19 protein-coding genes are annotated in these 12,044 nt (G+C 30.1%); 1 reads left to right on the top strand and 18 read right to left on the bottom strand.

Annotated features, from left to right (window positions below; genetic code table 11):
- Positions 1-248 precede the first annotated feature (248 nt).
- The 4 genes from ACH5TX_RS01165 to ACH5TX_RS01150 all read right to left on the bottom strand — a co-directional run bounded on the left by ACH5TX_RS01165 (position 249) and on the right by ACH5TX_RS01150 (position 2,350).
- Positions 249-806 (bottom strand): hypothetical protein, encoded by a 558-nt coding sequence (locus ACH5TX_RS01165; RefSeq protein ID WP_439337725.1) that lies wholly within the window; start codon positions 804-806, stop codon positions 249-251.
- Positions 807-1,018: 212 nt separating this feature from the next.
- Positions 1,019-1,534 (bottom strand): DUF695 domain-containing protein, encoded by a 516-nt coding sequence (locus ACH5TX_RS01160; RefSeq protein WP_439337724.1) that lies wholly within the window; start codon positions 1,532-1,534, stop codon positions 1,019-1,021.
- A 154-nt stretch (positions 1,535-1,688) separates the two neighbouring features.
- A complete protein-coding gene (locus tag ACH5TX_RS01155; RefSeq protein ID WP_439337723.1) occupies positions 1,689-1,949 on the bottom strand; it encodes a hypothetical protein in 261 nt (86 codons plus the stop codon).
- Entirely contained in the window at positions 1,946-2,350 is a 405-nt protein-coding gene (locus ACH5TX_RS01150; RefSeq protein WP_439337722.1) for a hypothetical protein, read from the bottom strand. The genes ACH5TX_RS01155 and ACH5TX_RS01150 overlap by 4 nt, the downstream gene beginning before the upstream one ends.
- A gap of 485 nt (positions 2,351-2,835) precedes the next feature.
- On the opposite strand from ACH5TX_RS01150, the gene ACH5TX_RS01145 reads away from it, so the two are divergent.
- Entirely contained in the window at positions 2,836-2,997 is a 162-nt protein-coding gene (locus ACH5TX_RS01145) for a hypothetical protein (protein WP_439337721.1), read from the top strand.
- 258 nt (positions 2,998-3,255) lie between these two features.
- Here ACH5TX_RS01145 and ACH5TX_RS01140 read toward each other — a convergent pair whose 3' ends face one another.
- The 14 genes from ACH5TX_RS01140 to ACH5TX_RS01075 all read right to left on the bottom strand — a co-directional run bounded on the left by ACH5TX_RS01140 (position 3,256) and on the right by ACH5TX_RS01075 (position 11,891).
- Positions 3,256-3,753: a hypothetical protein gene (locus ACH5TX_RS01140; protein WP_439337720.1), complete on the bottom strand. Its 498-nt coding sequence runs from the start codon at positions 3,751-3,753 to the stop codon at positions 3,256-3,258.
- A 151-nt stretch (positions 3,754-3,904) separates the two neighbouring features.
- Positions 3,905-4,663: a hypothetical protein gene (locus ACH5TX_RS01135; RefSeq protein WP_439337719.1), complete on the bottom strand. Its 759-nt coding sequence runs from the start codon at positions 4,661-4,663 to the stop codon at positions 3,905-3,907.
- A 167-nt stretch (positions 4,664-4,830) separates the two neighbouring features.
- Complete coding sequence (locus ACH5TX_RS01130) at positions 4,831-5,466, bottom strand: hypothetical protein (protein ID WP_439337718.1); 636 nt, start codon at positions 5,464-5,466, stop codon at positions 4,831-4,833.
- Positions 5,467-5,577: 111 nt separating this feature from the next.
- Entirely contained in the window at positions 5,578-6,159 is a 582-nt protein-coding gene (locus tag ACH5TX_RS01125) for a hypothetical protein (RefSeq protein ID WP_439337717.1), read from the bottom strand.
- 169 nt (positions 6,160-6,328) lie between these two features.
- Positions 6,329-6,913: a hypothetical protein gene (locus ACH5TX_RS01120; protein ID WP_439337716.1), complete on the bottom strand. Its 585-nt coding sequence runs from the start codon at positions 6,911-6,913 to the stop codon at positions 6,329-6,331.
- Positions 6,914-7,034: 121 nt separating this feature from the next.
- Entirely contained in the window at positions 7,035-7,610 is a 576-nt protein-coding gene (locus ACH5TX_RS01115; protein WP_439337715.1) for a hypothetical protein, read from the bottom strand.
- 217 nt (positions 7,611-7,827) lie between these two features.
- The gene (locus tag ACH5TX_RS01110) at positions 7,828-8,250 is read right to left on the bottom strand and encodes a GNAT family N-acetyltransferase (protein WP_439337714.1); all 423 of its coding nucleotides are present in this window, start codon (positions 8,248-8,250) and stop codon (positions 7,828-7,830) included.
- Between the two features lie 130 nt (positions 8,251-8,380).
- Complete coding sequence (locus ACH5TX_RS01105; protein ID WP_439337713.1) at positions 8,381-9,013, bottom strand: DUF4304 domain-containing protein; 633 nt, start codon at positions 9,011-9,013, stop codon at positions 8,381-8,383.
- Positions 9,014-9,171: 158 nt separating this feature from the next.
- Entirely contained in the window at positions 9,172-9,486 is a 315-nt protein-coding gene (locus tag ACH5TX_RS01100; RefSeq protein WP_439337712.1) for a hypothetical protein, read from the bottom strand.
- 2 nt (positions 9,487-9,488) lie between these two features.
- A complete protein-coding gene (locus tag ACH5TX_RS01095; RefSeq protein ID WP_439337711.1) occupies positions 9,489-9,674 on the bottom strand; it encodes a hypothetical protein in 186 nt (61 codons plus the stop codon).
- A gap of 156 nt (positions 9,675-9,830) precedes the next feature.
- Positions 9,831-10,244, bottom strand: coding sequence for a hypothetical protein (locus ACH5TX_RS01090; RefSeq protein ID WP_439337710.1), 414 nt, complete (start codon positions 10,242-10,244; stop codon positions 9,831-9,833).
- A gap of 243 nt (positions 10,245-10,487) precedes the next feature.
- Positions 10,488-11,111 (bottom strand): hypothetical protein, encoded by a 624-nt coding sequence (locus ACH5TX_RS01085; protein WP_439337709.1) that lies wholly within the window; start codon positions 11,109-11,111, stop codon positions 10,488-10,490.
- Positions 11,112-11,277: 166 nt separating this feature from the next.
- Positions 11,278-11,604 carry a hypothetical protein gene (locus ACH5TX_RS01080; RefSeq protein WP_439337708.1) on the bottom strand — a complete coding sequence of 109 codons (327 nt, stop codon included), beginning with the start codon at positions 11,602-11,604 and terminating at the stop codon, positions 11,278-11,280.
- On the bottom strand, positions 11,601-11,891 hold the full coding sequence (locus ACH5TX_RS01075; protein ID WP_439337707.1) for a hypothetical protein: 291 nt from the start codon (positions 11,889-11,891) through the stop codon (positions 11,601-11,603). Before ACH5TX_RS01075 ends, ACH5TX_RS01080 begins: the two co-directional genes overlap by 4 nt.
- Positions 11,892-12,044 lie beyond the last annotated feature (153 nt).

Genomic DNA, 12,044 nt, shown 5'->3' with positions numbered 1-12,044 from the left:
ACAGTTTTATTTTTGGTAATTGGCTAAAATTCCGCGTAAACTTTGGGTTCTAAAATTCAGGTTTTTAATCAGTTTTATTTTTTCCGATAGAGTGAGCAGCATTAAACCCAACGGTTGTGTATAAGAATAGTGCGTTTTTGTGTCCGAGGATTTTCCGCAGGAAAATCAGAGAGACCAAATACGCACTAGCTTTTTGATTTAGGAATAAATTTAAGCATTATTTCTTATACTTTGTTGTGCAACGTTTTTTATTTCTTTTTTAAGTCAAATCCTAAATTCAGTTGTAACATAATTGGCCAAATATTCCCATTTCCGTTTGTGTCAATATAATATTGAGGGCCAACGTCAAAAAGTAAATGAAAATTTTTGCCATATTTTCTTTGAATTCCCCAAGTTGGTCCGAATGCAAAATCAAAATCAGAAGTTCGGTTTACATTTTCCGCTATTGAGTTCCCACGTGTTATAAATCTTAGCGAAACAAAATTTCCAGAATTATTATCCGTATTTCGATTTTTCCCGTTTCTCTTATTTAGGTTATAAAACCATTTTTGTTGAAAGTCAGCGAATGGACTAATTATATAAATAAATCCACTTCCTCCATAAGTCAAGTCAGGATATCCACCTCCATAACCAATTCCGAGAGCAGAAGAAAATGTCGAAAATTGTCCAGTTGGAATTTCTAATTCAATCGCAGGATTTAAAAAATTCACACGCCATATTTTTTCAGTTCCGATGTCTTTATTGTCTTGAGCGTAATTTAGAGTTGTTAAAAGACCGAATAATAGAAATAGTAAATTTTTTTTCATTTGAGATGGTTTTTTTTGATATTAAAATATTGTAGGAAATTATCAATAACTATGCCATTTTCGGAAATGTTGCACAACGGTTACGTATAATATTAGTGGCGTGTTTAAGCACTAATTTAATAAATAGAAACTTGCCAGCGGAAAATTCCGAAGGAATTTTCCAAGTAAGCTAAAACTAGCCATTAATTTTATGCTTTGTTGGCAAATCGTTTTTATTTTTTAAAATCTTTTATTACAGTTTTAAAATCAGTCCATTCCTTGTCCTCGTAAAAATTGATTTCAATAGGATAAGCATCGTGTTTTTCCAAAGTCCGATTTAGGATTTCCATAAAATCTTTTTGACTCGAACTATAATATGCGAATTCTTTTAAATTATTTCCAGTTCTACTATACACGTGAGTAAATAATTCAGTCGAATTCATTGAATTTTCGATTGCGTCTTCTAAAATAATCATTCGGTTATTCACTTCCGTTAAAGGCATTCCATTATTTTTAGTTCCGTCATATTTCCAAGAAACTACAGTCAGAAAAGGCAATTTAGACATTACTTTCTTTTCGGGTAATTCATTTACGAATTTCATTATTACAGGTAAGTCATTTTCGTAATATCTTCCTATAATTCCTTTTGCATTTTCGGTTTCGTCAGTTAGTTTTTTGTCATTTTGGGCGTTACTTTTCCCAAGTCCAAAGAATGATAGCATAAGTGTTAAAATTATTATTCGAGTCATTTTTGTCAAATGTTTGCCAACGGTTTTATATATGATTTGTTGCGTGTTTTAAGCACTGAATTTAGTAAATAAAAACCGAATAGAAAATCCGCGAGGATTTTCGTAAGTAGGCTCTAACTAGCAATAAATTATATATGTTGTTGTACGCTGGCTTTTATTTCCATTTATTTTCAAATTCTTCTTTTTCTATTGAAAACTCCTTAAATTCAGTTAAATCAAGATTTTGGTCAGCAAGTCCACCAAATTCATCCTCAATATTTTGATTGTCATATTTCAAGACTTTTCCATTCTCATAAGCCTCAATTTGTCTCAAAACTTCGCCATTATTATCTGTCTCAAAGAACCATACTGATTTCCCCCAACTTTCATATTGATCTCCGCGGGTTTCATTCCAATTTCGTTTAAAATATTTCATTCGGTTATTTCTACCAGTTTTAAGTCCAAATCCTTTATTACTTGGTTAATGTCAAATTCAAAATCTTTTGGAATGTTGACAGTTGCAAAACTACCAAGGTCAACTTGCCAAAATCCGCCTCTTTTTGTCAATTCCTCTCCGAGCATTCGATAGTCTGATTCTTTATAGTTTGGTGTTAATCCAAATCTACGAGTAATGAACTCCGATTCTTTTGTGATTTTTGTTATCTCGTGTTTTTTCCCTTTGTTTATTTTCGTTTCGAATTCCGTTCCTAAAGTCAATTTTGGATTGCAAAAGTCGTTGTCAATCATTCGAAATTTGTTTTCAGATAATTGCTCAACATAAAGAGTAGTAGTCACTTTCTCTTTTTTGTGATAAACTTCAATTTTGACTTCGTTCATTTTTTCAGCTTGCGTACAACGGTTACGTATAATATTAGTGGCGCGTTTAAGTACTAATTTAGTAAATAGAAGCTTGCCAGCGGAAAATTCCGCAGGAATTTTCCAAGTAAGCTAAAACTAGCCATTAATTTTATGCTTTGTTACCACACGTTTTTTTTATTTCACGTTCCAAAAGTCAGTCGTAAGCAACAGTTTCGCTTTGCTTTGGTCAGATTATTAATTTTAATATTAAATATTATGTCAAAAATAAAACCTAAAAAAAATATCTTTATCACTTCTTTGTTATTGATATTATACTTGTCGTTTATATTTTTTTTTCTTCCTAATTTGTGTCCTTTTCTATATCAATAGAAGAAATTATTATATACAACAATAAAGGAGAAAAGTAGAATAAAACAAAACCATAAAATTCAAAAGTATTGTTTAATATTTTTTTAGAAATATAGGACACTATTAAAAGTGCAGAAAACCAAATTACTTGAAAAATGCAACTGATTACAGAAACATCTTTATCTAAAAAAGTCCTTTTACTTTCTTTAGGGTCTTTAAGTATAAGGCTAAAAGTAAACAAAGATGCCGAGCAAATAGTTAAACAGACACAAGTAGAAATTATCAATGTAAAGTCATTAGTTTTATATAGTTCTTGAAAGAAAATAAATATAGATATGTACCAAAAAGGCAATAACAGCGAATGTATTAATAGGTTTTTTAATTCAGTTGGAATTTTTTCAAAGTCTATCATTTCGGTTGTTTTATCAAATGTGTGGTAACGTTTATGTATATGAAATGTTGCGTGTTTGTGTGCGAGGATTTTCCGAAGGAAAATCAGAAGCTAACAAACAAGCAACAAACATTGGTTTAGGTAAAACTAGCAATTTTTTATATACTTTGTTGTGCACAGGTTTTTATTTGTTTTTTTTAATGAAATAGGTTTTATATTTTTTTCTAGTCCAAAACTGTTTCGCCTTGCTCAAATCCAAGTTTCCGTTTTCTTTAATCCGATAAAGTCTTTCCTTTTTCCAAAATAATTTCCGTGGTGGATTTTGTCTATTTTGTCCGCCACTTGAAATTTGGTTAAGAAAATATTCATTAGGTTCAATTCGGTCAATTTTTTGGTCGGCTGACAAAACTAATGAATCATTAATTGTCTTATGAGAAGAATTCATTAATCGCACGGTATCTTTTACTAGTATTGTTGTTAGATAAATTGTGTCATTTTTGGATTTCCATTTTCCAGTTGTCCAGCTTGATGAAAGGTCAAATCTGTAGTTATGGATAAAAGTAGAGTCAGCTTTTAATTCAATAGTTTCATGAAAACGGTCATAGTAAAATCCAATGTATTTATCCTGTCCAAAGCAAACTTTAGAAATTAGTAAAATCAGGATTAATTCAGTTAGTCTCATTTTTGGTCAACTTGTGCACAACGGTTTTGTGTATGATTAGTGGCGTGTTTAATCAACTAATTTAGCAAATAAAAACCGAATAGGAAATCCGATAGGATTTTCGTAAGTAGGCTTGAACTAGCCATTAATTATACACGTTGTTGTGCTTTCGTTATTTTTTGTCATAATTCTCTATTGCCAATAATAATTCATTTCCATTAGTTATTTGCTCTTTATAGAAGTTTGTCAAGTCAGCAGTAAATAAGAAACCTCTATATAAAAGTGACAATACAATATCATTCCCTTTATGATTACAAAGTTCATCTGTATAATTTCCTATAACTTCATTAAGTTTTTGATTTGGTCTTTTTTCAAGTTCAATCCATTCTGAAAAGAAGCCACTTTTGTGTAATTCTAAATCTAAATCATTTGCCCAAACTTGTAGGCTTGATTCTTCAAATATCACTTTATCTACTGCATTATAATAGTTATAAATCAGTTCTTCCACTTTCGGATTGTCAAGATGCTGTAAATATCCAGAATTCTTTAGGGATTCAAATCCACTGCGATTAAAATTCAAAGGTTGTTCTATTATCATCACAAATACAGCACTGGTAATTTTTCGTTGGTCACTCCAATCTTTTTTAGAAATCAATTCGGTAACCTCCGCACATAATAATGATTGTTGCGTCCTTGTCTCTATCATAATTTCCGCAACTTTAATATCGCTTTTTACATTGATTGCTATTTTTTTCAAGTAATTCTTGAGGGCTTTTTTTTCGTTTTTGACTTGATTTTGATTATTCACTTGAAGAGCAATCAATATTCCAATAACAACCAGTATTATTTCTCCAATTGCGTAAATCAGATACTTACTGAACTTATTTTCAGAGAGCAATTTTTTTCTAATTTTTCTAAAGAATTTTATCATTGGTTAGCGGTTTGTCATAATGAAGCACAACGGTTGTGTATAAGAATAGTGCGGTTTTGTGTCCGAGGATTTTCCGCAGGAAAATCAGAGTGACTAAAAAAGCACTAACCTTTTGATTAAGAAATAAAATTAAGCATTATTTCTTATACTTTGTTGCCTGTAGTTATTTAACTCATCGTATAATTTCCAATTGTTCCAATTACTTCCCATTTTCCATTTTTAAATTCATAAACCTCAATTCCATCGAAGGCACACAATTGTCCGCAATAAATACTTGTCTCCATAAAAGCATATTTTTTATTCTGCGAAAAGAAAGGAATAGTTAAATTATAAATACCGAAATAGTCATACTTTTTTTTATTGGTTCTATCCTCACTTTGAAGATAGTCAGCAACACTTTTAAGAACTTCATCCGATACATTGTCAAGTTTTAATTTGTTAAAATCTAATTTTAGTTTCTTTTCGGTTGAAAATTGGCTGAAAATATAGTCGATGTCAGAGTCAGTCAAAATTTTAGACATTCTTTCGTCCGAACCTTGTTCGGTTAGAGGTGTTAGAATTTCTTTCCAATAGTCTGAATTACTTTTTAAATCCGGATATTCTAATGTTTTATTTTCAATAATTGTCTTGTCTTCCAAAACATCGTTTAAGAAATTATAATAGTCCGATTCGGTTATTTCTTTTATTTTTTCATTTATTAATTCACTCGTAGAAGTTAAATCCTTTACTTTTTCAGATTCGTTTTTTTGTTTGCACGAAACTAAAATTAAAAGACAAAATATTGATGGAAGCAGGTTTTTCATAATTACAGGCAACGATTACGTATAAGAATAGTGCGGTTTTGTGTGCGAGGATTTTCCGCAGGAAAATCAGAGTGACTAAAAAAGCACTAACCTTTTGATTAAGAAATAAATTTAAGCATTATTTCTTATACTTTGTTGTAACACGTTTTTTATTCCGCTAAATATTTTATTCAGTTCTATTTCTTTCTTTATAATTCCATCGATTTTTTCAATTTTTTTTGAAAATAGTTTCTCGAATAAACCTCGATTCGTAAAATCATATCTGCTTATATATTGAGGTTCGTCATAAGTGTCAACTATAGATTTTAATATTTTACCGTTTAAAATGAATTGTGTTTCAGTTCCAGTTAGACCTTGTTCAAGTATTTCAAAAATTCCTCTTTTATTCGATTCATTAAATTCTAAAGCGGGATTTCCATAAGATTTTCCGTCTTCGCTAAAATCGTGTTGGTGGAAATAATCTCCTTCCACAAATTTATTATATCCAGGAATAGTTGGATTGAAAATATGTAAATAGATTAGTAAATTCTCTTTTAAATACCCAACTCGAATTTCGGTTAGAGAATTTTTTTCAGTCGATTTGAACGTTTCAATTTCCGCATCTCCTTTAAATTCAGTTTTTGGATTTTCAAATTTTCCGCTGTCGATTAAAACTCGGTTAATAAACTCTTTCCAATGTTTGAATTCCTGCATTTTCTTGATTTGGACAAATGTGTTACAACGGTTACGTATAATATTAGTGGCGCGTTTAAGCACTAATTTAGTAAATAGAAACTTGCCAGCGGAAAATTCCGAAGGAATTTTCCAAGTAGGCTAGAACCAGCCATTAATTTTATGCTTTGTTGGCGTGTCGTTTTTTATTTTAAAGTCCGTAACCAATATTATAACATTTGATTCCGTCCGTTTCTATTATTACCAATTGGTCTGTTTTTAAATCTACTTGCCAAGCGAATCCTATTTTTTCGAAGTATTCTTTTCCTTCTTCATAGAAATGAAATCCGAAAATCAGCTTTCTATCACTATTTTTCACATCTTCACATTCTATTAAGTCAGTGTAATAGTTTTCAGAATTACTGATATAATGTAATGTGTCAAGAATTTGTCTTTTTGGTCTTTTTCCTTCATTTATCTTCTCAAGAGTAATTATATGAAGACTGTCTTTTTTAATATGACCGAGTGACCTTTTCTTTTTGTCTTTATCATAAATCATTGTTCCTCCAAAATCTTCAAATCCTTCAAAAATTTCAATCTCTTCTGCCAATTTACGATACTGCTTATCAGTCAATGAATTTTCAATTGTTTCTTCTTTTTGGTCTAATTCCGTAATTTTTTCTTTATCGATTGTTTTTGTAGTATCTGTCGAGATTAGTTTTTCTTTTCTGTCAGTATTCCAATTACAGGAAGTTAGGATGACAAAAAAGGTCGATATGTAAATAATTCGTCTCATTGTTTTTCTTAATGCACGCCAACGGTTGTGTATAAGAATAGTGCGGTTTTGTGTCCGAGGATTTTCCGTAGGAAAATCAGAGTGACCAAATGCGCGCTAGTCTTTTGATTTAGGAATAAATTTAAGCATTATTTCTTATACTTTGTTGTACAACGTTTTTTAATTCCGTTTCTATTATTTTTCCAAGCTTTATAAGATTGACAGAATCTTCTTCGTTAAATTCTTTTTCAAATTTTAAAAAGATTGAATTGTCTTTAAATTCCAAACTAAATTCATTGACTTTAACTAATTCATCTGTTAGATTTCTTGTTATTATTTTTTCTAGTTCTGTTTGACTTAATGACGATTCCAAAATGTATTTTTTGTTAAATTCTTTTCTGTCAATAAGTTTTTTGTCAAATTTGAGGAATAGATTCGCGATTTTTTCTTTCAGATATGCTGGTCTAATTATAAGTTCAGGAAGGTTTGATTCCGTTATTAAAATCACTCCATTATGTTTGCTTTCAGTATCTATTTCAATCATTGATTCACCACCTGTTCCCATTATTTCAGTTTTATATGAATTGCGAATAGATAGCAAATAAGCATCAAAATCAAATTCCGTTAATTTCCAAGTATAGATGTTTTTTAAAAATTTTCCTTTTGGAATAATTGAATATTTACTTAAATCAAATCGAATTCCTTTTGCGACTTCCATTGGGAATTTCTTTTTCAGAAAGTACAGTATTTTTCTATTGCTTTTTTCGATTTCGGAAGTCATTTCTCAAATGTTGTACAACGGTTGTGTATAAGAATAGTGCGATTTTGTGTCCGAGGATTTTCCGCAGGAAAATCAGAGTGACTAAAAAAGCACTAACTTTTTGATTTAGGAATAAATTTAAGCATTATTTCTTATACTTTGTTGGCATTAGTTTTTATATTTCCTTTCGATAATAATATTTTTCAAATCCTTTTGGGAAATCAGTTTCCGTTCCAATTTTTTTAAATCCGAGTCTTTCATAAAATTTAGGTGCTTGGAATGAAAAAGTGTCCAAACTAATAAAGCGACAATTCAGATTTTTAGCTTCTTTTTCCGCTGCTATAATCAATTTTCGTCCAATTCCTTTGTTTCTATTTTCGGTTTTCACAACGAAAGTTTTTATTTCCAATGTTCCCCAAATCGAACGTCCATAAAGTCCGCCAATTATTTCTCCGTTATTATTCTTAGCAATTATTTCAATCGGTTTGTTAATTTCATCTGAGACCTCTTGAGTTTTACTTAAATTATATTCAACAAGTAATTCGACTACTTTGTCGTAAGATTTTTGGTCAATTTTGTCGGTTGCTTTTAAGTTCATTTTTTAATTAATGCCAACGGTTGTGTATAAGAATAGTGCGTTTTTGTGTCCGAGGATTTTCCGCAGGAAAATCAGAGAGACCAAATACGCACTATCTTTTTGATTTAGTAATAAATTTAAGCATTATTTCTTATACTTTGTTAGGCACAGTTATTTTATATTCAGTTATTAATTCGGTTATTTTTTCCTCCCAGTATTGATTTCCTTTCCATTTTAAAAAGTATGAAATAACAATCGGTTCCGCTTTTTCTTTTTCTCCGTTATTGAGTTGATGAATTGCGTAATAAAGGTCAATTGGTTTTGATATTATAAATGGGTCTTTTTCTTCTTTATATTCAGAAACTACATTTTCAATAATTTCAAATTTATTTAAATAAGGAAATAAATAATTATTCAAATCTGATTCTAATTCTAACTGAAGTTTTTCTAAAGAAGTTTTAGAGTTAATTTCATACCATTTGTCTAATTTTTCAGGTAATAGTTTTCCAATCCGTTTTGCGAGTGCACAGTCGTGTGGTTTAGGTGTTTTTATTATGCCAAACCTTGATATTTTTTCGTTTATCAATTTGTCAAAAATTCCAATATTCATCGTGAATTTTAAATCTGTTTTAGAATTGAATTGGCTTTTTTGAATTTGAACGATTTTTCTAAATTCTCCACAATCTTTATAAAAATTCAATGCTGGTATTCTAAATCCGTTTTCCTTAAAAATCGGTTTAAAAAAGTTAATGACTAAATGTTCAAATTTTTCTTGTGCGTTCATTTTTTCTAATTGTGCCTAACGGTTACGTATAATATTAGTGGCGCGTTTAAGTACTAATTTAGTAAATAGAAACTTACCAGCGGAAAATTCCGAAGGAATTTTCCAAGTAAGCTAAAACTAGCCATTAATTTTATGCTTTGTTGGCAACTGGCTTTTATTTACATTATTAATGCTTTATATATATCATATCCATTGGCGATTAAAATCAATAAGAATAAAGTTGCAAGTCCAAAATTTATTATAATTCCAATTATTTTCTTGAAAGTGTTAGGTTCTTTAATTCCTTTTAAAGATTTAAAAAATCCGATAATGCTAACAATTCCTATTGCAAAAACTGTTAAGCCAATTAGTATGGATATAAAATCATATTTTAACACGTTGAAAAGTAGAGAAAGAATGACAATAATTAAAATTAGACCAATTCCCAGAATTCCAAATTTGAAACCTTTGTGTGAATATGTATTAGTTTCCATTTTTAATTTTTTTCTTGTTGATTTAAAGTCAGAAGAAGAGAAGCGCTTCTCATATAAATTTCTCCGCCTGTTGAACTTTCAGCTATTTCATTTTCCAACAGGGTTTGTTCTGTTTTAAGTCCGTTGTTTTTTAAAAGCCCGATAATTTCTTTTAAAATTTCTAAATGGTTTTTTGTTTGTTGAGTCATTTTTTAGCTTGTTGCCAACGGTTGTGTATAAGAATAGTGCGGTTTTGTGTCCGAGGATTTTCCGTAGGAAAATCAGAGTGACCAAATGCGCACTAACCTTTTGATTTAGGAATAAATTTAAGCATTATTTCTTATACTTTGTTGTGTGTAGTGTTTTTATAATATTCTTCTCCATTTATAGTTCGCTAAAGCCAAAATTTCTTTGATGATTATATTAAATTTTTTTAAAGTATTATCATTTGTTTTAAAACTTTGTCCTATACAAGATTCATATATTCTAATTCCATTGTCCGTCATAAATTCCAATTTAAATTGTCTTGGGTCTTGAAGCCCAGAAAATCCTATAAATTCATTTGGATGATTTTTTTCAAAATCAGTAACCAAATTATTTATTGATTCATAAGAATTACAGTCAATAGGGTTTTTTGAGGGCATTTCTTTTGAGTTTTTAAAAAAATCCATGATTTCGTTCTTTTGAAGAGTTACATTAGAAATATAGCAGTTATTAGTGCTTTTAGATAATTCAATTCTAATGAAAGCATTCTTTCCATAAGGACGTTTATATTCCAAAGTGATTTTTTTTATTTCCTGTCCGAACGAATTTAGAATGCTAAAAAGGAGGAAAAAAGTTAAAACTTTATACTTCATATTCTTGGTTTGTCACATTACACACAACGGTTACGTATAATATTAGTGGCGTGTTTAAGCACTAATTTAGTAAATAGAAACTTGCCAGCGGAAAATTCCGAAGGAATTTTCCAAGTAAGCTAAAACTAGCCATTAATTTTATGCTTTGTTGGCACACGTATTTTTTTATTTTCCAGTTCTATAATCAGTATTTGCATAGTCAAAATCGGAAAAGTCCTTAAATAGTAAAATCCGTTTTTCATTAGTCAAATAGTTTTTTATTATTTCATAATTTCCTTTTGGAAAACTGATTCGGTCTCCTTTTGTCAAATATGTATTTCCTCCAAACTCGCATTCACATAATTTTCCACGAACCGTTGTTGCGTAAACAGTTACTTTTTCTTTGTATCCGTCTTTCCATTCTTTTTTGATTACTTGGATTTTCTGTCTGTTGTCTTTAACTAATTCACGCAATTCAGTCAGATATTCGCTATAGTTTTCAGGGAAATTAAATTCCGTTCCAGTTGTCATTGTGTAAGGATAAGATACCTTTCCTAAACAACAAGATTCTAATTGTTCGCTGCCATAAAATTCGTGTAAAAAAAGAGAATATATTTTTGGTTCTTTATATTCATCTACTTTGTCATATTTCTCTAATTCCGCAACCCAATAGTAAATAAAAGTTCCGTGAGAATCTTTATTTCTGTCCATTTCAAAAGTCAGAATTACGAACTCTTTTTCAGTCAGATTTTGAGTAAATCCGCTGAATGAAATTAGAAGTAGAATTATTAAAATTATCGAATTTTTCAATTTGGAAATGGTTTTTTTATATGTGTGCCAACGTTTTTATATATGATTTGTTGCGTGTTTTAAGCACTGAATTTAGTAAATAAAACACAAACCAAGAAAATCCGCGAGGATTTTCGTAAGTATGCTAGAACCAGCAATAAATTATATATGTTGTTGCCATTAGTTTTTATTCAGTTAATATTTCAATTATTTCCGCTTCTCCGATTTTATTCGGTCCTTCGTGAATCCACCAAATTCTTCCATTTTCAATCAAATCTGCAATGTTCTGGTGTTTTAGAAATCGGACTTTTACATTCTCTGTCTCACTTGGTAAAATCAATTCTTTTTCAAATTCAATTTGTCCAATATAAGTCGTGACAAAATCAGACGAGTTTTCTTTGTATTCAAAAACGTGATTCGGTCGGTAATTAGTTTTGATTCCTGTTTTCCGTCCACCTTGTTCAGTCGGATACAGTGTTAGTTTAGCCTTTATGTTGATTGTGTCCGAAATCATTGAATTCTTTCAGCAAGTTTTAAGTTCCACCATTCAATTATTTCAGAAGCCATTTCATCTGCTCCAAATTCATCGTGATAAAGTCCGTAGGTTACAGATAACTCACTTTCCAAAACACGAGTTATCTTTTCCAAGTCAGCACCTTTGTATAAATTGCTCAAAATTTGACGATTTAGTCCATCAAATTCGTCTTTTGGTGCGCCAGGAATTAATTCCCAAGAGTTAAGTATTTTTCTTAATTCTCTGAAATTTTCTTGAAACTCTTTTTTGATTTGTTCTCTGTTCATTCAAATTAATGGCAACGGTTACGTATAATATTAGTGGCGCGTTTAAGTACTAATTTAGTAAATAGAAACTTACCAGCGGAAAATTCCGAAGGAATTTTCCAAGTAAGCTAAAACCAGCCATTAATTTTATGCTTTGTTGGCAGTAGTGTATTT

The sequence above is a fragment of the Thalassobellus citreus genome, assembly GCF_044385915.1.
In the GTDB taxonomy this organism is placed as follows: Bacteria; Bacteroidota; Bacteroidia; order Flavobacteriales; family Flavobacteriaceae; genus Thalassobellus; species Thalassobellus citreus.
This window is presented reverse-complemented; position numbering and strand designations above follow the sequence as displayed.

Bases quoted from the DNA above. Each gene is read 5' to 3' on its own strand.
- ACH5TX_RS01165 (WP_439337725.1), bottom strand. From the start codon at position 806: ATGAAAAAAAATTTACTATTTCTATTATTCGGTCTTTTAACAACTCTA.
- ACH5TX_RS01160 (WP_439337724.1), bottom strand. From the start codon at position 1,534: ATGACTCGAATAATAATTTTAACACTTATGCTATCATTCTTTGGACTT.
- ACH5TX_RS01155 (WP_439337723.1), bottom strand. From the start codon at position 1,949: ATGAAATATTTTAAACGAAATTGGAATGAAACCCGCGGAGATCAATAT.
- ACH5TX_RS01150 (WP_439337722.1), bottom strand. From the start codon at position 2,350: ATGAACGAAGTCAAAATTGAAGTTTATCACAAAAAAGAGAAAGTGACT.
- ACH5TX_RS01145 (WP_439337721.1), top strand. From the start codon at position 2,836: ATGCAACTGATTACAGAAACATCTTTATCTAAAAAAGTCCTTTTACTT.
- ACH5TX_RS01140 (WP_439337720.1), bottom strand. From the start codon at position 3,753: ATGAGACTAACTGAATTAATCCTGATTTTACTAATTTCTAAAGTTTGC.
- ACH5TX_RS01135 (WP_439337719.1), bottom strand. From the start codon at position 4,663: ATGATAAAATTCTTTAGAAAAATTAGAAAAAAATTGCTCTCTGAAAAT.
- ACH5TX_RS01130 (WP_439337718.1), bottom strand. From the start codon at position 5,466: ATGAAAAACCTGCTTCCATCAATATTTTGTCTTTTAATTTTAGTTTCG.
- ACH5TX_RS01125 (WP_439337717.1), bottom strand. From the start codon at position 6,159: ATGCAGGAATTCAAACATTGGAAAGAGTTTATTAACCGAGTTTTAATC.
- ACH5TX_RS01120 (WP_439337716.1), bottom strand. From the start codon at position 6,913: ATGAGACGAATTATTTACATATCGACCTTTTTTGTCATCCTAACTTCC.
- ACH5TX_RS01115 (WP_439337715.1), bottom strand. From the start codon at position 7,610: ATGGAAGTCGCAAAAGGAATTCGATTTGATTTAAGTAAATATTCAATT.
- ACH5TX_RS01110 (WP_439337714.1), bottom strand. From the start codon at position 8,250: ATGAACTTAAAAGCAACCGACAAAATTGACCAAAAATCTTACGACAAA.
- ACH5TX_RS01105 (WP_439337713.1), bottom strand. From the start codon at position 9,013: ATGAACGCACAAGAAAAATTTGAACATTTAGTCATTAACTTTTTTAAA.
- ACH5TX_RS01100 (WP_439337712.1), bottom strand. From the start codon at position 9,486: ATGGAAACTAATACATATTCACACAAAGGTTTCAAATTTGGAATTCTG.
- ACH5TX_RS01095 (WP_439337711.1), bottom strand. From the start codon at position 9,674: ATGACTCAACAAACAAAAAACCATTTAGAAATTTTAAAAGAAATTATC.
- ACH5TX_RS01080 (WP_439337708.1), bottom strand. From the start codon at position 11,604: ATGATTTCGGACACAATCAACATAAAGGCTAAACTAACACTGTATCCG.
- ACH5TX_RS01075 (WP_439337707.1), bottom strand. From the start codon at position 11,891: ATGAACAGAGAACAAATCAAAAAAGAGTTTCAAGAAAATTTCAGAGAA.